Origin of the sequence: Mycobacterium sp. DL440 (assembly GCF_011745145.1) — a bacterium.
Taxonomy (GTDB): Bacteria; Actinomycetota; Actinomycetes; order Mycobacteriales; family Mycobacteriaceae; genus Mycobacterium.
Genome location: NZ_CP050191.1, coordinates 3,429,411 through 3,446,703 on the forward strand (window position 1 = coordinate 3,429,411; position 17,293 = coordinate 3,446,703).

The window sequence follows — 17,293 nt, forward strand, 5'->3', positions numbered from 1 at the left end:
AAGACTGCCTATGTACTTACCGGACCGTTGCAGCAGACCGGCACTCAGGTGGGCATTTTCAGGACGAATCCACACTCGAGCGCCACCCAGCAGGCGCCGTCAGGACCGATCGCCAACCCGTGCGGTTCACTGCCGGACGGCAGGTCGATGGTCACCACCTCGCCGTCGCCGCTGATCCGCGCGATCTGGTCGGCGCCCCACAGACTGACCCACACTCCGTCGGTCGGGTCGGCAACCACCGCGTGCGGTTTGCCCGGCAGGTCCAACTCCTGGATCGCGTCGCGGACCGGGATCCTGCCCACCTTGTCCGCGCGGATCTCGGTGAACCACACGGCGTCGTCATGGGTGGCCGCGATGCCGACCGGACCTGCTGCGGCAGTGGGTAATTCGCGCACCGAGAGGGCTCCGTCGGCGGTCAGCCGGCCCACCGAGCCGGTCTCGTTGAGCGTGAACCACAACGCATCGTCGGGCCCCTTGGTGATCATCGACGGCATTCCGCCGACCGTGGCCGCGGTGCTGATCTCACCATCGGTGTTGATCCGGCCGATCTCGCCCGACGCCATCGTGGTGAACCACATGGCGCCGTCGGGTCCCGCGGTGATGCCGAACGGCGAACTGCCCTCGGGCAATTCGAACGAACTCAACTCGCCGGCCGTGGTGATCCGACCGATGCGATCGTCGCCGGAGCGGGTGAACCACAGGGCTCCGTCCGGTCCTGCCGCGATGATCGACGGACGCGCGCACTCTCCGACCGGGTATGTGGTCACCTCGCCGGCGGCCGAGACCCGGGCGACGGCGCCACTGTGCACCAGGGTCACCCACATCGCGCCGTCGCTTCCGGCTGCCAGCGCGTACGGTCCGCCGTCGAGCCGAACTTTGAGCGCGTTACTCAAGCCAGTGCCACCAGGCCCAGCTCGTTGTCGGCGGTCAACAGCCGATGGTGCGGCAACACCCGGACGGTGTAACCCACCGGGCCGGCCACCGGCAACGGCGTGCTGGTGGAGAACACCTCGGTCCCGTCGTCGGCAGACGCGGTGTGCGTCATCGGCACGGTCACCGGATTCACGATCACATCGCCGGCGTCAACCCGCCCCAGCACCGCCTGCACCGTGACCTCGTCGGGCCGCAGGCCGGCCAGCTGCACAGTGGCGGTGAGTGTGAGCTGTGATCCCAACAACGGGGTGTCGGGCAGACCGTAGCTGTCCACATCGGTGATCTGGATCTTCGGCCACGCATCCTCTGCACGACGCCGGTACTCGGCCAGTTCCCGGGCCGCGCCGAACGGCTCACCCGAGGTGGCCTCGACGGTCGCGCGCAGCGACAGGGCCGCCGGCACGTAGTACTTCTCGGTGTAGTCCCGCACCATGCGTGAGGCCAGCACCTTCGGACCCAAAACCTGCAGCGTGTGGCGCACCATCTCGACCCAGCGGGTCGGGACGCCCTCGTCGTCGCGCTCGTAGAACTTGGGCGTGACCGCAAGCTCGAGCAGGTCGTACAGGGCGGCGGCCTCCAGATCGTCGCGGCGGCCCTCGTCGTCCACCCCGTCGGCGGTCGGGATCTCCCATCCGTTCTCGCCGTCGTACCACTCGTCCCACCAGCCGTCCCTGATGGACAGATTCAACCCGCCGTTGAGTGCGCTCTTCATTCCCGACGTGCCGCACGCCTCCAAGGGCCGCAACGGATTGTTGAGCCACACGTCGCAGCCCCAGTACAACAACCGGGCCATCGACATGTCGTAATCAGGCAGGAACGCGATGCGATGGCGTACCTCCGGGCGGTCGGCGAACCGCACGATCTGTTGGATCAGCGCCTTGCCACCGTCGTCGGCCGGATGCGACTTGCCGGCCACGATCAGCTGCACCGGCCGCAACTCGTCGAGCAGCAATTTCTCCAGCCGCTCCGGGTCGCGCAGCATCAGCGTCAACCGCTTGTAGGTTGGCACCCGCCGGGCGAATCCGACTGTCAGCACCGAAGGATCGAAAGCCGTTGCAATCCAGCCCAGTTCAGCTTCGGACGCACCGCGCTCCAGCCAGGAACGTCGTAACCGGGCGCGCACGTCGGCGATCAGCGTCTCGCGCAACTGCGATCGGATCGACCACATGTGGCCCGGGTCGACTTCCTGCAGGCGTTCCCACACCGCCGGCTCCGCGGCCTCGGAACCGATCAGCTCGCGGCCCAGCGCCAACCACTGCGGCGCCGCCCAGGTCGGGGCATGCACACCGTTGGTGATCGAGCCGATCGGCACCTCGGCCTGGTCGAATCCCGGCCACAGCTCGTTGAACATGCCCCGGCTGACCCGACCGTGCAACAGCGACACCCCGTTGGCCCGCTGCGCCAGCCGCAGACCCATGTGCGCCATGTTGAACTTCGACGGATCGTCCTCGGCACCGAAGGCGACAACCCGCTCCAGCGGAACCCCGGGCAGAAGGCGACTGTCGGGCGGTCCGCTCCATTGATGCTCTTCGCGCGAGCGCTCATCGGCTGGGCTGCCGAAGTAGCGCCTGATCATCTCGACCGGGAACCGGTCGATCCCGGCGGGCACGGGGGTGTGGGTGGTGAACACCGTCGAGGAACGCACCACGGTCAATGCGGTGTCAAAACCCAGCCCCGCCGCGACCAGCTCGCGGATACGTTCCACGCCGAGGAAGCCGGCGTGACCCTCGTTCATGTGGAAAACCTCAGGGGCAGGAAGGTTTTCGATCTCGGAGAACGCGCGGATCGCCCGGACTCCGCCGATGCCCGCCAGGATCTCCTGCTTGATCCGGTGTTCTTGGTCGCCGCCGTAGAGCCGGTCGGTGACCCCGCGCAGGTCGTGCTCGTTCTCCGGAACATCGGAATCGAGCAGGAGCAGCGGCACCCGGCCCACCTGGGCTACCCAGACCCGGGCCCGCAGTTCACGGGCGTCCGGCAACGCCAACTCGACCAGTACCGGCGCTCCGGACGCGTCAGTGAGCAGGCGCAACGGCAGCCCCTGCGGGTCCAGCGACGGGTAGGTCTCGTGCTGCCACCCGTCGGCGGTCAGGGACTGCCGGAAGTAACCCGAGCGGTAGTACAGGCCCACCGCGATCAATGGCAGTCCCAGATCCGACGCGGATTTCAGATGGTCTCCGGCCAGGATGCCCAGACCGCCCGAATAGTTGGGCAGCACCTCGGCGACACCGAACTCCATCGAGAAGTACGCGATGCCCTTTGGTAGGGGCGCCTCCATCTCGCCGCTTCCGTCCTGCTGCTGGTACCACAACGGACGGCTCAGATAGTCGTCCAGATCCGCGGCCAGCTCGTCGAGCCGGCCCAGAAACGATTCGTCGCCGGCCAGCTCGTCGAGCCGTTGCGGACTGACCGCCCCCAACAACGCGACCGGGTCACCGTTGGTCTGCTGCCACAGCTCGGAATCGAGCACAGCAAACAGATCCTGGGTGGGCTTGTGCCACGACCAGCGCAGGTTGATCGACAGCCGTTCCAGCGCCGCCAACCGCTCGGGAAGGTGCGCGCGGACGGTGAACCTTCTGAGGGCTTTCACGCGACCCAACCTTACTGACAATTCCGTTTCGTGCAGCGATGAGCGATACCCGCACGGACGGTGTTATCCCCCTACAAGCGGCGGTCGCGCCGCGCTTAACGCCCGCGAGATTGGGCAGCCCACTACGGTGGGTATCAGACGCGACAAGGTGAGCGAACGAGAGACAGCCGCTTGATCGAGACGACGTGAGGAGTGGATGGGTGGCCGGTCGTATCGGAATCGACGATGTCGCGCCTGTGATCTTCGGCGGACAGTTCCCGGCAAAAGCCGTCGTCGGCGAGGTGGTGCCGGTAAAAGCCACCGTCTGGCGCGAGGGCCATGACGCGGTCGCGGCCACCCTGGTGGTGCGGTATCTCGGTACCGAATACCCGCGGCTGGCCACCGGACCCGGCACCGCGCCAGTACCGATGTCGATCGACACCGTATTGCCGGCCAACCCTGCGGTGCGCCAGCCACAACGCATAAAGCCGCAGGCCCTGCCCATGTCCACCGGACACACCCCCGATGTCTTCCACGGCCAGTTCACGCCCGACACCGTCGGCCTGTGGACCTACCGGGTCGACGGCTGGGGCGATCCGCTGGCCACCTGGAGGCATTCGGTCGAAGCCAAGCTCGGCGCCGGTCAGAGCGAGGCCGAGTTGTCCAACGACCTTCTGGTCGGGGCGCGCCTGCTCGAGCGTGCCGCCGCCGGGGTGCCCCGCAAACTGCGCGATCCGCTGATCGAGGCCGCCGCGGCACTGCGCACCCCCGGGGACCCGTTCCGGCGCGCCGGGGTCGCCCTGTCCGAAGAGGTCACCGAGCTGCTCGAGCAGTACCCGCTACGCGAGTTGGTCACGCGCGGTGAGCAATACGGTGTCTGGGTGGATCGGCCGCTGGCCCGGTTCTCCTCGTGGTACGAAATGTTCCCGCGGTCCACCGGCGGCTGGGACAAGGCCGGGCATCCGGTACACGGGACGTTTGCCACGGCCGCCGAGCAGCTCCCCCGGATCGCCCGCATGGGTTTCAACATCGTCTATCTGCCGCCCATCCATCCGATCGGCAAGGTGCATCGCAAGGGACCCAACAACGCGGTCACCGCCGCGCCGGACGACGTCGGGTCGCCGTGGGCCATCGGCAGCGACGAGGGCGGCCACGATGCGGTGCATCCCGCACTCGGCACGATCGACGACTTCGACGCCTTCGTGGCCGCCGCCCGGAAGCAGGGCGTCGAGGTGGCACTCGATCTTGCGCTGCAGTGCGCGCCTGATCATCCATGGGCCGCAACGCATCCGGAGTGGTTCACGGTGCTGCCCGACGGCACCATCGCCTACGCGGAGAACCCGCCCAAGAAGTACCAGGACATCTACCCGCTCAACTTCGACAACGATCCCGCCGGGCTGTACCACGAGGTACTACGGGTCGTACGCTTCTGGATCTCGCACGGCGTCAAGGTCTTTCGTGTGGACAATCCGCACACCAAACCGCCGAACTTCTGGGTCTGGCTGATTTCCGAGGTGAAGAACGAAGATCCGGACGTCCTGTTCCTGTCCGAGGCGTTCACCCGGCCGGCCCGGCTCTACGGGTTGGCCAAACGCGGTTTCACCCAGTCCTACACGTATTTCACCTGGCGCACCAACAAGTGGGAACTCACCGAATTCGGCAACGAGATCACCGCCAACGCCGACAGCGCACGGCCCAGTCTGTGGGTCAACACCCCCGATATCCTGCACGAGTCGCTGCAACACGGTGGTCCCGGCATGTTCGCGATCCGCGCGGTGCTGGCCGCGACCATGAGCCCGTCGTGGGGCATGTATTCGGGTTTCGAACTGTTCGAGCACCGAGCCGTCCGAGAGGGCAGCGAGGAGTATCTGGACTCCGAGAAATACGAGCTGCGTCCGCGTGACTTCGCGGCGGCGATAGCCGAAGGCCGTTCGCTCGAACCGTTCGTGTCCCGCCTCAACGAGATCCGGCGCCTGCACCCGGCCCTGCGCCAGCTCCGTACTCTCACCTTCCACCACGTCGACAACGACGCACTACTCGCCTACAGCAAGTTCGACCCGATCACCGGAGACACCGTGCTCGTGGTGGTCACGCTCAACGCGTTCGGCCCGGAAGAAGCCATGTTGTGGTTGAACATGGAGGCACTGGGTATGGAATCGCATGACCGGTTCTGGGTACGCGATGAGATCACCGGCGAGGAATACCAGTGGGGACAGTCGAATTACGTTCGCATCGATCCCGCCAAGGCGGTGGCGCATGTGCTGAACATGCCGCTCGTACCCTATGAGCAACGACTGGGCTTGCTACGCAGGGAATGAGAACACGATGACTAGAAGTAACCACCTCGCCGACAGGCATCTGCGGCCCGACCCATCGGACATCCAGCGGCTGCTCATCGGGCAGCACCACGATCCGCATTCGGTGCTCGGCGCCCACGAATACAGCGGCCGCACCGTGATCCGGGCCTTCCGGCCACACGCCTCCAAGGTCGTCGCGGTGATCGGCGGTGACCGATTCCCCTTGCAGCACATCGACTCCGGGCTTTTCGCGGTGTCCGTTCCGTTCACCAAACTGGCCGACTACCGGCTGGAGATCGGCTATCCGGGCGCCGACGAATCGATCTTCACCCACACCACCGCCGATGCCTACCGCTTCCTGCCCACGCTCGGCGAACTCGACCTGCACCTGTTCGCCGAGGGCCGCCACGAACGCCTGTGGGAGATCCTGGGCGCACATCGGCGCAGCTTCACCACCCCCGACGGGGTCGTCGAAGGCGTGTCGTTCGCAGTGTGGGCACCGAATGCCAAGGGCATCAGCGTGATCGGTGACTTCAATCACTGGGACGGTAACGAGGCGCAGATGCGGGCGCTGGGCTCGTCAGGCGTCTGGGAATTGTTCTGGCCCGGGTTTCCGCCCGACGGCCTGTACAAGTTCCGAATCCACGGCGCGGGCGGCGTCACCGCAGACCGTGCCGACCCGATGGCGTTCGCTACCGAGGTGCCGCCGCAAACCGCATCCCGGGTCACCGCCAGCTCCTACACCTGGTCCGACGGCAAGTGGATGACCCGGCGCGCGGCACAGAATCCGGTATTCGAACCGATGAGCACCTACGAGGTGCACCTGATGTCCTGGCGTCCCGGGCTCAGTTACCGGCAGCTCGCCACCGAGCTCACCGAATACGTTGTGGAACAGGGTTTCACCCACGTCGAACTGCTCCCGGTGGCGGAGCATCCGTTCGGCGGATCGTGGGGCTATCAGGTCACGTCCTACTACGCCCCGACCTCCCGGTTGGGAAGCCCTGACGACTTCCGGTACCTGGTGGATTCACTGCACCGCGCCGGGATCGGGGTGATCGTCGACTGGGTGCCGGCCCATTTCCCCAAAGACGCCTGGGCCCTTGGGCGCTTTGACGGCACCCCGCTCTACGAGCATTCCGACCCGCGCCGTGGCGAGCAGCTTGACTGGGGCACTTACGTTTTCGACTTCGGCCGGCCCGAGGTGCGCAACTTCCTGGTCGCCAACGCGTTGTACTGGCTGCAGGAGTACCACGTCGACGGCCTGCGCGTGGACGCGGTCGCCTCGATGCTCTACCTCGACTACTCCCGCCCAGAGGGCGGCTGGACGCCGAACATCCTCGGTGGCCGGGAGAACCTGGAAGCGGTGCAGTTCCTGCAGGAGATGAACGCCACCGTGCACAAGGTGACTCCGGGAATCGTCACCATCGCCGAGGAGTCGACCTCCTGGCCCGGTGTCACCCGCCCGACCAACCTTGGCGGCCTTGGTTTCTCGATGAAGTGGAACATGGGCTGGATGAACGACACGCTGGACTACGTCAGCCATGATCCGGTGCACCGCAGCTATCACCATCACGAGATGACGTTCTCGATGCTGTACGCCTTCAGTGAGAACTACGTGCTGCCGATCAGCCACGACGAGGTCGTGCACGGCAAGGGCACGCTGTGGGGCCGGATGCCCGGCGACGATCACGCCAAGGCCGCCGGCTTGCGCAGCCTGCTGGCCTATCAGTGGGCCCACCCGGGTAAGCAACTGCTGTTCATGGGGCAGGAATTCGGACAGCGGGCCGAATGGTCAGAGGAACGCGGGCTGGACTGGTTCCAGCTCGACGAGCAGGGCTTCTCCGGCGGCGTGCAACGGTTGGTGCGCGATCTCAACGGGATCTACCGCCGGCACCCGGCGTTGTGGAGCCGCGACACCAGCCCCGAGGGCTACTCGTGGATCGATGCGAACGACTCGGCCAACAACGTGCTGAGCTTCCTGCGGTTCGGTGCCGACGGTTCGGTGCTGGCCTGCGTGGTCAACTTCGCCGGCAGTGAGCACAGCGAGTACCGGCTGGGTCTGCCGCATGCCGGCGACTGGCAGGAGGTGCTCAACACCGACGCGACGATCTACAACGGGTCGGGTATCGGGAACTTCGGTGCGGTGCAGGCCACTGACGAACCGTGGCACGGCCGCCCGGCCTCGGCGGTGATGGTGCTGCCGCCGCTGGCGATGCTGTGGTTCGAGCCCGCCTAGTTTGCCCGCGAGCAGACGTAAAACTGCTTCTTTTCGCTCGAAAAGGGGCAGTTTTACTGGGGGCCCCTCCCGCTTGCGGGGGACTGCTCGGCGAAAGAAATCAGTACAGCGCGTTGGCCAGGTTTCGACGGCCCGCGACGACCTCGGGATCGGCCGGGTCGAACAGGTCGAACAACTCGATGAGCCGAGTGCGCACCGCGGTCCGGTCGTCGCCCGCCGTGCGCTTGATCAATGCGATCAGCCGATCGAAGGCCGCCGGCACGTTTTGAGCCAGCAGCTCGGCGTCAGCAGCGGCGAATGCCGCCTCGATGTCGTCAGGAGCGGCGTCGGCAGCGGCCACCGCATCGGGGCGCTGCGCGCTCGCCCGCTGCAGGAACGCGATTTGTCGGACCGCGCCCTTGGCCTCGGAATGATTGGGTTGGGCATCGAGAATCGCCTGGTAGGCAGCTGCTGCGGCGTCGAAGTCGCCGTCGTCCAGGTGAGCCCTGGCCGCAGCCAACTCGGGATCGACCTGCTCCGGCTCATCGTCACCTTCAGCGGATCCGGGCAGCTTGCCCGCGGTCGCCTCGAGCAGCGAGTCGACCCAGCGACGGAGTTCGTCTGCCGGTTGCGAGCCCTGGAAGCTGGCGATCGGCTGGCCGCCGGCCAGCGCAACGACGGTGGGCACGCCCTGGATGCCGAACATCTGCGCCACCCGCGGGGTGGTGTCGACGTTGACCAGCGCCAGGGACCACTTGCCGTTGTCGGCGGTAGCCAGACCCGCCAAGGCGTCCCCCAGGACGGCACTGGAATCGCTACGCGGCGACCACAGCAGCACCACCACTGGTATCTGGCCCGAGCGGACCAACACCTCGGCTTCGAAGTTGGCTTCGTTGACCTCCGTGACATTCGGGCCGCCGGCCGCGCTGGGGCTGCCACCGGCCGCCGCGGGCCGCTGCTTGAGTGCCGAGAGGTCAACCGCGCCGGCCAAGGCCGGGCCGACAGAAGGTCGTGGACGAGTCACGCCACCAAGTCTGTCACGTTGATTCGGGCACCGCGCCGGCCGGTTGCGACACCAGCGCCGAACCGTCCACCGGCGCGAGGCGGACAGTGCGATCAGCCCACATGACGAAGATCACACTGCCCAATGGCACGATGCTGGCCAGCAACGCCAGAATCCAGGTGCCCACGCCCCACTTGTGGGCGATCCCGACCAACACGGCGGCCACCACGAAGGCGACGAAAACGCCACCGTGGATCGGGCCGAACACCTTCACACCGATCTCGGTGCGCGGGCTGCCCAGGTACTTGAAGTACATGCCGACCAGCAGACCGGCCCAGCTCACCGCCTCGGCGAGGGCGATGAGCCGGAACCAGCCGGCAATCGTGCGCAGGTCGAAGGAGCGTGTCATGGCCGCCATTGTGCCGGAGCGGAACGCCAGCTACTACACCCTGTCGTTTTTGAGTCGCCGGTTAGCTACGGGCGACGCAGGATCAGCGCATCACCCTGGCCACCGGCACCACAGAGCGCGGCAACCGCGTAGCCGGACCCCTTACGGGCCAGTTCCAGCGCCGCATGCAGCGTGATGCGGGCGCCGGACATCCCGATTGGGTGGCCGATGGCGATCGCGCCGCCGTTGACGTTCACCTTCGCCGGGTCGACGCCCAGTTCCTTCGTCGAGGCCAGCGACACCGCAGCGAACGCCTCGTTGATCTCAAGCACGTCGAGTTGGTCGACGCTGATGCCCTCACGCTCGACAGCCTTCTTGATCGCATTGGCCGGCTGGCTCTGCAGTGTGGAGTCCGGACCGGCCACCACACCGTGAGCACCGATCTCACACAGCCAGTCCAGGCCCAGCTCCTGCGCCTTGGCCTTGCTCATCACCACCACCGCAGCCGCACCATCCGAGATCTGCGACGACGAGCCGGCCGTGATGGTGCCGTCCTTGCGGAAGGCCGGACGCAGGCCACCCAGTGATTCAGCGGTCGTGTTGGCCCGGATGCCCTCGTCCTCGGCGAACTCGATCGGATCGCCCTTGCGCTGCGGGATCGACACCGGCACCACCTCGTCGGCGTACACCCCGTCCTTCCACGACGCGGCAGCCTTCTGGTGCGACTGGGCGGCAAACTCGTCCTGCTCGGCGCGGGTGAACTTGTCGACATCGTTGCGCTGCTCGGTGAGCGCGCCCATCGGCTGATCGGTGAACACGTCGTGCAGACCGTCGTAGGCCAGGTGGTCGACCAGCGTCGCATCGCCGTACTTGTAGCCCTCACGGCTCTTGGGCAGCAGGTGCGGGGCCTGGCTCATCGACTCCTGGCCACCGGCGACGACGACCTCGAACTCACCGGCCCGGATGAGCTGGTCAGCCAGTGCGATCGCGTCGATGCCCGACAGGCACATCTTGTTGATGGACAGCGCGGGCACGTCCCAGCCGATGCCGGCGGCCACCGCGGACTGACGGGCGGGCATCTGTCCGGCGCCCGCGGTCAGCACCTGACCCATGATCACGTAGTCGACCAGCGAAGCGTCTACGTTCGCTTTCTCCAGGGCACCGCGGATGGCGACCGCACCCAGGTCGCTACCGGAAAAATCCTTCAGCGAACCCATCAACTTGCCGACCGGAGTACGCGCTCCAGCAACGATCACCGACGTGCGATTTTCCGCAGTCATTTCCTACCTCCAATGCCAGGTCCAAGAGCTGTGTGGGCGATCACACATACGCAAACGTTCAGGTAAAGGTTACCGTTACGTTATGACCGCCGATCAGGTTGATGCCCGTCCACTGCTCGCCAGCGCGCTGGTGACGGCGATCGATCACGTCGGCATCGCGGTCGCGGATCTGGACGCCACCGCCAAGTGGTACCACGACAACCTCGGGATGATCGTCCTGCACGAGGAGATCAACGAAGAGCAGGGCGTCCGCGAGGCGATGCTCTCGGTGCGCGGCGCCCCCAAGGGCAGTGCCCAGATCCAGCTTCTGGCTCCGTTGGACGAGAAGTCGACGATCGCCAAGTTCATCGACACCCGCGGCCCGGGCCTGCAGCAGTTGGCCTACCGGACCAGCGACATCGATGCCCTGTCCGAGCGGCTGCGCAGCAACGGCGTGCGGCTGCTCTACGACGCCCCCCGTAAGGGCACGGCGAACTCTCGCATCAACTTCGTCCACCCCAAGGACGCCGGCGGTGTGCTGATCGAGCTGGTGGAACCCGCCGCCGACGAGCACTGACCGCTCAGGACCACTTTCTCGTCGGGCTGCGATGGGCCCGGTTCGCCCAGCAGGCGGTGTGCCAGTGCCTGCGGTCATCGATATCGCCGACATCGACCGGCACCACCACCACGTGTGCGGTAGCCACGCGGATCTCCTGGTCACATCCGGGGCATCGATAGACTTTCACCGCCCGTGATGCGGTGACCACCCGCACCTCGTAGTCGTAACCGTCTGGGCCTGTCTCGACGCGCCGCGTAGGCGGCAGGGGTGCGAACCGCCGGTCCTCGCGACGCCGGCGGCGCATCAGAACAGCCGGTATTCGTCGCTGTCCATGCCCCGCATCTGGTCATAATCCAAAGTCACGCAACGGATTCCACGATCCGTGGCCAATGTTCGGGCCTGTGGCTTGATCTGCTGGGCAGCGAACACGCCCGCCACCGGAGCCAGGACCGTGTCGCGGTTGAGCAGGTCGAGGTAACGCGTCAGCTGTTCCACCCCGTCGATCTCGCCGCGGCGCTTGATCTCCACGGCCACCGAACGGCCCAGCTCGTCACGGCACATCAGATCGACCGGGCCGATCGCGGTGGGGTACTCACGGCGCACCAGCGTGTAACCGGCGCCCAGGAGCTCGACGTGCTCGGCCAGCAGCACCTGCAGGTGCGCCTCGACGCCGTCCTTCACCAGACCGGGATCGACACCGAGCTCGTGGCTGGAGTCGTGCTCGATGTCCTCGACCGTGATGCGCAACTGCTCACCGGCCTTGTTCTCGACCACCCACACCGGTGCTCCCTCGCCGTCCTGCTCTACGAGCCAGCACGGCGGGCTCATCCAGTTCAGCGGCTTGTAGGCGCGATCATCGGCATGGACACTGATCGAACCGTCGGACTTGAACAACAACAGCCGGCGGGCCGATGGGAGGTGGGCGGTCAGCCGCCCGACATAGTCGACGGTGCACTGGGCAATCACGAGGCGCACCCGATCCACCTTAAGGGCATGTCGGACGAACTAGGCTGACGCCACAATGAACTCCGACAAATCGCTGGCACGACGGCTGGGCCGAGTGCTCGAAGGTGTCACCCGCCAGAACAGCCGGATCCCGATCACCCCGGAATACGGATCGTGGGTGCTGGGCCGGGTATCGGAGAGCCAACGCCGGCGCAGAGTACGCATCCAGGTGATCCTCACGAGCTTCGTGATCCTCGTGAACCTCCTCGGTATCGCCATCTCGCTGATCATCGTCACGCTGTTGTTCCCCACTCCGGATGTGTTCGATCCTCAGGTCCGCTGGATCACCTTCATCGTGGCGCCCATCTACATGGCCTCGGCGTTGATCGTCGGGGTGTTCTGGGCGACGACCCGGGTGATCGACAACGTGCGCTGGGCCATCGAAGAACGCCCACCTACTGTCGCCGACCAACGGAACACGTTCTTCGCCCCCTTCAGGCTCACCCGGGTGCTGCTGTTCCTGTGGGGTGTGGGCACCGCGCTGTTGACGACGCTCTACGGCCTAGTCGACACCAATTACATTCCGAAGTTCCTGCTGGGCATCAGCTTTCCGGGCATCGTGGTGTCGGTCGGTTGTCACTTGTTCACCGAGTTCGCGCTGCGGCCGGTGGCCGCACAGGCGCTGGAAGCCGGACCACCGCCGGTCCGGCTGGCCCCGGGCATCATGGGCCGGACCATGGTGGTGTGGGCACTGAGCTCGGGGGTTCCCATCGTGGGCATCATGCTGGCCGCGGTGCTCGCGGTGACGCTCAACAACCTGACCCCGACCCAGTTCGCCTACGCGGTCATCGGTTTGGGCTCCTTCGCGTTGATCTTCGGCTTCCTGTTGATGTGGATCCTGACCTATCTGACCGCAACCCCGATCCGGGTCGTGCGCGCCGCCCTCAACCGCGTCGAAAAGGGCGATCTGGACACCAACCTGGTGGTGTTCGACGGCACCGAACTGGGCCAGCTGCAACGCGGATTCAACTCCATGGTGCACGGCCTGCGCGAGCGGGAGCGCGTCCGCGATCTGTTCGGCCGACATGTCGGCCGCGAGGTCGCCGCACTTGCCGAGCAGGAGAAGCCCGTGCTCGGCGGCGAGGAACGCCACGCCGCAGTGATTTTCGTCGATGTCATCGGTTCGACGAAGCTGGTGACCACACGGCCCGCGGTCGAGGTGGTCGATCTGCTCAACCGGTTCTTCGCGGTCATCGTCGACGAGGTCGACAATCACCGCGGGCTGGTCAACAAGTTCGAGGGCGACGCAATACTGGCGGTGTTCGGTGCCCCGGTGTCGCTCCCCAACCCCGAGGACGAAGCATTGGGAGCCGCTCGGGCGATCGCGCGGCGGCTCCGAATCGAGGTGCCGGAGCTCGAGGCAGGCATCGGGGTCGCGGCCGGCCAGGTGGTGGCGGGAAACGTCGGCGCCAAGCAACGCTTCGAGTACACCGTGATCGGGGGACCGGTCAACGAGGCCGCGCGGCTGTGCGATTTCTCCAAGCAGGTGCCCGGACACCTGGTGGCCTCATCGGACACCATCGCCAACGCGTCCGAAACTGAAAGAGCCCGTTGGTCGCTCGGCGAATCGGTGGCCCTGCGGGGCCTGGGCGAGCCGACCCGCGTGGCCGTACCGGCCTAACCGGCGCTCCACTGTCGCGCCGCGTCGACTGCCTCGTCGAGGGTGCGGAACACGATCGCGTCATAGTCGTCGCGCCGGCCAGCAGGCACCACACGGCCGTCGGGGTCGACGAGGTAGGCCTCCTTGCCTGCGGCGGCCAGGCTGGCCCGCATTCCCGTCAGCATGCCGCGCGCGGCGTCGTTGATGTCATCGACCCGGGTGACGTCCAGCACGGCCACGGCATACCCACCGCGGTCGCGCTCGGCGGTCCGCAGCACCTGCTCAGCTCCGGCGAACAACAGATCCCCCTGGACCTCGTAGACCCGAATGCCGGGGTGCACCTCGAACACCGCCCGCAGCGTCGACGACGACTCACGGGTAACGCTGAGGAAGTGCAATCCCAGCTGCGACGACAGGTTTCGGCACACCCGTACGCCGCGCACACTGTTACCGCGGGCATCCAGACGTGGCGAGTAGACGCCGATACCGAGTTGGCCGGGCAGCACCGCCACGATGCCGCCACCGACCCCACTCTTGGCGGGCATGCCCACAGCACTGACCCAATCGCCGGTCGCGTCATACATCCCGCAGGTCACCATCACACTGAGAGTGCGGCGAACCACCTTCCCGTCGATCACCCGCCGGCCGGTCAACGGATTGAGCCCGCCCCGCGCCAACGTGGTGGCCATGCGCGCCAGGTCGGTACTGGTCACCTTGACCGAACACTGCCGGAAGTACACGTCCAGTACCTCGTCCGGATCACCGTCCAGCACGCCGAAGCTGGCCAACATGTAGGCGATGGCCCGATTCCGGTTGCCGGTTGCCTTCTCCGAGGCGTACACCTCCATGTCGATCTCGAGCCGTCGGCCCGCACATGCCGAGTAGAACTCGCGGATGCGGTCGAACCGCTCGTCGGGGCTCGCTCCGGGTATCAGCGAAACCGCTGCAATCGCACCCGCGTTGATCATCGGGTTTTTCGGCGTCTTGGTGACGTCGTCGACGCTGATTTCGTTGAACGCTTCACCGGAGGGTTCGACGCCGATCCTGGCGTCGACAGCATCCTGGCCGATCTGGTCCAGGGCCAGGGCATAGGTGAACGGCTTCGAAATCGATTGAATGGTGAATTCGATTGCAGCATCGCCAGATTCGTAGATATAGCCGTCCGAGGAAGACAAGCTGAGTCCGAAACCCTCGGGGTCGACGTTGGCGAGCTCGGGGATGTAATTTGCCAGGGCGCCGTCGCGCGCGTCGAGCTGCTCGGCACGAATCCGGTCCAGGTAGTGCTGCACCAGCTCGGCCACAGGTCGGAGTCTAGCCGCGAGCCGCCTATCACGACCATGTCGTTTTTCCGCTAGTGAAGCGCTGGATGCCGTGTCATCGTGGAACGCATGCACGAAGATTTCGACCGCTGTTACCGGGCCGTCCAGTCCAAGGACGCACGGTTCGACGGCTGGTTCGTCACCGCCGTGCTCACCACAGGCATCTACTGCCGCCCCAGCTGCCCCGTGCGCCCACCTTTTGCCCGGAACATGCGGTTCTATCCGACCGCCGCGGCCGCCCAGGCAGCCGGCTTCCGCGCCTGCAAACGCTGCCGTCCTGACGCCTCACCAGGCTCCCCCGAATGGAACGTGCGCGGCGACATCGTGGCGCGGTGCATGCGGCTCATCGCCGACGGCATCGTGGATCGCGAAGGAGTGACGGGACTGGCGGCTCGGGTGGGTTACACGAGCCGGCAGTTACAACGCATCATGCAGACCGAGCTGGGCGCCAATCCCCTGGCACTGGCCCGGGCCCAGCGCACCCAGACCGCTCGTGTTCTGATCGAAACCACCGAATTGCCGTTCGCGGACGTGGCGTTTGCCGCCGGCTTCGCCAGCATCCGACAGTTCAACGACACCGTCCGCACGGTGTGCGACCTGACGCCCACCCAGCTCCGGCTACGCGCCCGGAACCGATTCGCCACCGAGGTTTCGGCCGCTCCCGGCGTGCTGTCGCTACGGCTGCCGGTACGGACCCCGTTCTCCTACGAAGGGCTGTTCGGCCATCTGGCCGCCAGTGCAGTAACAGGATTGGAAGAGGTGCGCGACGGACAATTCCGGCGCACCCTGAGGCTGCCGCACGGCCATGGCGTGGTCGGCCTGACACCGCAGCCCGACCATGTCCGCTGCCAGTTGGTGCTCGACGACTTCCGTGACCTCTCTGCCGCCATCGCACGGTGCCGACGGCTATTGGACCTCGACGCCGACCCTGAGGCGGTCGTGGACGCGCTCCAGGCCGATCCCGGGCTCGCCGCGGTGGTGGCCAAGGCGCCGGGGCAGCGCATCCCCCGCACCGTGGACGAAGCCGAACTCGCGCTCCGGGTGGTGATCGGCCAACAGGTGTCGATCAAAGCGGCAGGCACACACGTGGGTCGCCTCGTCGCCCAGTACGGAACGCCGATCTCCGACGAATCGGGCGGACTGACGCACGTCTTTCCCGACGTCTTCGATCTGACCGGCCTGGACCCCGGCCACCTCGCGATGCCGACATCCAGGAAGCGGACCGTCACCGCTCTGGCAGCCGCCATCGCCGATGGGGATCTGATCCTCGATCCAGGATCCGACTGGGAGCGGGCCCGCGCACAGCTTCTTGCGCTTCCCGGAATAGGGCCATGGACCACGGAGGTGATCGCCATGCGCGGCCTCGGTGATCCAGATGCTTTCCCCGCCACCGATCTCGGTGTGCGCGCCGCGGCCGATCACTTGGGCTTGCCTACCAATGGACTGGTGGAGCACAGCATCCGATGGCGTCCATGGCGTGCCTACGCGACACAACACCTGTGGACCACACTGGACCACGCGGTGAACGAATGGCCCCCGCACGATCACGAGGAGAAGTCATGACGACACTGCATTACCGCACCATGGACAGCCCGGTCGGGCTCCTCACACTGGCCGGCCGGGATGGAAAGCTCATGCACCTCCGGATGGTCGATCAGACGTATGAACCGAGCCGCGAAGGATGGCAGAGCGACGAGACCGCCTTTGTCGAAGCGGTAGACCAACTGACCGACTATTTCGCGGGTGACCGGACCGAATTCGACCTCGAACTCGACATGGTGGGGACGCAGTTTCAGCGTCGCGTGTGGGAGGCCCTGCAGGCCATTCCTTACGGCCAGACCTGCTCATACGGCGAGATCGCCCGTCAGATCGGCTCACCTGCCGCCTCCCGCGCGGTCGGCCTGGCCAACGGGCACAATCCGATCGGCATCATCGTGCCGTGCCATCGGGTGATCGGCGCGAATGGCAGCCTCACCGGGTACGGCGGCGGCTTGGACCGTAAACGCGCTTTGTTGGACTTGGAGAAGAGCCGCACAATGCCGGCTCTTTTCAATTGAATTAGGCAGGTTGTCAATTCCCAATAGGAATTGACAACCTGCCTACATACAAAAATGCCCGAGCCCTCCAATCGAAATTGGAGGGCTCGGGA

General features: G+C 66.1%; 14 protein-coding genes. 6 read left to right on the plus strand and 8 right to left on the minus strand.

Annotated features, from left to right (window positions below; genetic code table 11):
- Positions 1-44: 44 nt before the first annotated feature.
- Positions 45-824: a virginiamycin B lyase gene (locus HBE63_RS16510; protein ID WP_243858743.1), complete on the minus strand. Its 780-nt coding sequence runs from the start codon at positions 822-824 to the stop codon at positions 45-47.
- A 65-nt stretch (positions 825-889) separates the two neighbouring features.
- Positions 890-3,520, minus strand: a complete 2,631-nt coding sequence (locus HBE63_RS16515; protein ID WP_166905698.1) for a glycosyltransferase family 1 protein — start codon at positions 3,518-3,520, stop codon at positions 890-892.
- Between the two features lie 200 nt (positions 3,521-3,720).
- On the opposite strand from HBE63_RS16515, the gene HBE63_RS16520 reads away from it, so the two are divergent.
- Positions 3,721-5,817, plus strand: coding sequence for an alpha-1,4-glucan--maltose-1-phosphate maltosyltransferase (locus HBE63_RS16520; protein WP_166905699.1), 2,097 nt, complete (start codon positions 3,721-3,723; stop codon positions 5,815-5,817).
- Positions 5,818-5,824: 7 nt separating this feature from the next.
- Positions 5,825-8,032, plus strand: a complete 2,208-nt coding sequence (gene glgB / locus HBE63_RS16525; protein WP_166905700.1) for a 1,4-alpha-glucan branching protein GlgB — start codon at positions 5,825-5,827, stop codon at positions 8,030-8,032.
- Between the two features lie 100 nt (positions 8,033-8,132).
- Here glgB and HBE63_RS16530 read toward each other — a convergent pair whose 3' ends face one another.
- The 3 genes from HBE63_RS16530 to HBE63_RS16540 are packed head-to-tail and all read right to left on the minus strand — an operon-like array spanning position 8,133 to position 10,682.
- A complete protein-coding gene (locus HBE63_RS16530) occupies positions 8,133-9,035 on the minus strand; it encodes a tetratricopeptide repeat protein (protein ID WP_166905701.1) in 903 nt (300 codons plus the stop codon).
- Positions 9,036-9,048: 13 nt separating this feature from the next.
- Entirely contained in the window at positions 9,049-9,432 is a 384-nt protein-coding gene (locus tag HBE63_RS16535) for a DUF3817 domain-containing protein (RefSeq protein WP_166905702.1), read from the minus strand.
- Between the two features lie 56 nt (positions 9,433-9,488).
- Positions 9,489-10,682, minus strand: coding sequence for an acetyl-CoA C-acetyltransferase (locus tag HBE63_RS16540; protein ID WP_166905703.1), 1,194 nt, complete (start codon positions 10,680-10,682; stop codon positions 9,489-9,491).
- Positions 10,683-10,764: 82 nt separating this feature from the next.
- On the opposite strand from HBE63_RS16540, the gene mce reads away from it, so the two are divergent.
- Entirely contained in the window at positions 10,765-11,238 is a 474-nt protein-coding gene (gene mce / locus HBE63_RS16545; RefSeq protein WP_166905704.1) for a methylmalonyl-CoA epimerase, read from the plus strand.
- A gap of 4 nt (positions 11,239-11,242) precedes the next feature.
- On the opposite strand, the gene HBE63_RS16550 is transcribed toward mce, so the two are convergent.
- Positions 11,243-11,524, minus strand: a complete 282-nt coding sequence (locus HBE63_RS16550; protein ID WP_166905705.1) for a hypothetical protein — start codon at positions 11,522-11,524, stop codon at positions 11,243-11,245.
- Positions 11,524-12,195 (minus strand): endonuclease NucS, encoded by a 672-nt coding sequence (gene nucS, locus HBE63_RS16555; protein ID WP_166905706.1) that lies wholly within the window; start codon positions 12,193-12,195, stop codon positions 11,524-11,526. The genes HBE63_RS16550 and nucS overlap by 1 nt, the downstream gene beginning before the upstream one ends.
- 46 nt (positions 12,196-12,241) lie before the next feature.
- Between nucS and HBE63_RS16560 the strand changes: the two genes are divergently transcribed.
- A complete protein-coding gene (locus HBE63_RS16560; RefSeq protein WP_166905707.1) occupies positions 12,242-13,846 on the plus strand; it encodes an adenylate/guanylate cyclase domain-containing protein in 1,605 nt (534 codons plus the stop codon).
- Here HBE63_RS16560 and glsA read toward each other — a convergent pair.
- Positions 13,843-15,126 (minus strand): glutaminase A, encoded by a 1,284-nt coding sequence (glsA, locus tag HBE63_RS16565; RefSeq protein ID WP_166905708.1) that lies wholly within the window; start codon positions 15,124-15,126, stop codon positions 13,843-13,845. The genes HBE63_RS16560 and glsA overlap by 4 nt on opposite strands.
- Before the next feature lie 87 nt (positions 15,127-15,213).
- Here glsA and HBE63_RS16570 point away from each other — a divergent pair, with 87 nt between their 5' ends.
- The gene (locus HBE63_RS16570; protein ID WP_166905709.1) at positions 15,214-16,707 is read left to right on the plus strand and encodes a DNA-3-methyladenine glycosylase 2 family protein; all 1,494 of its coding nucleotides are present in this window, start codon (positions 15,214-15,216) and stop codon (positions 16,705-16,707) included.
- Complete coding sequence (locus HBE63_RS16575) at positions 16,704-17,201, plus strand: methylated-DNA--[protein]-cysteine S-methyltransferase (RefSeq protein WP_166905710.1); 498 nt, start codon at positions 16,704-16,706, stop codon at positions 17,199-17,201. Before HBE63_RS16570 ends, HBE63_RS16575 begins: the two co-directional genes overlap by 4 nt.
- The last annotated feature ends 92 nt before the right edge of the window (positions 17,202-17,293 follow it).

Coding starts and splice junctions, on each gene's coding strand:
- HBE63_RS16510 (WP_243858743.1), bottom strand. CDS start 824: ATGTGGGTGACCCTGGTGCACAGTGGCGCCGTCGCCCGGGTCTCGGCC.
- glgB (WP_166905700.1), top strand. CDS start 5,825: ATGACTAGAAGTAACCACCTCGCCGACAGGCATCTGCGGCCCGACCCA.
- HBE63_RS16535 (WP_166905702.1), bottom strand. CDS start 9,432: ATGGCGGCCATGACACGCTCCTTCGACCTGCGCACGATTGCCGGCTGG.
- HBE63_RS16540 (WP_166905703.1), bottom strand. CDS start 10,682: ATGACTGCGGAAAATCGCACGTCGGTGATCGTTGCTGGAGCGCGTACT.
- mce (WP_166905704.1), top strand. CDS start 10,765: ATGACCGCCGATCAGGTTGATGCCCGTCCACTGCTCGCCAGCGCGCTG.
- HBE63_RS16550 (WP_166905705.1), bottom strand. CDS start 11,524: ATGCGCCGCCGGCGTCGCGAGGACCGGCGGTTCGCACCCCTGCCGCCT.
- HBE63_RS16560 (WP_166905707.1), top strand. CDS start 12,242: ATGAACTCCGACAAATCGCTGGCACGACGGCTGGGCCGAGTGCTCGAA.
- HBE63_RS16570 (WP_166905709.1), top strand. CDS start 15,214: ATGCACGAAGATTTCGACCGCTGTTACCGGGCCGTCCAGTCCAAGGAC.
- HBE63_RS16575 (WP_166905710.1), top strand. CDS start 16,704: ATGACGACACTGCATTACCGCACCATGGACAGCCCGGTCGGGCTCCTC.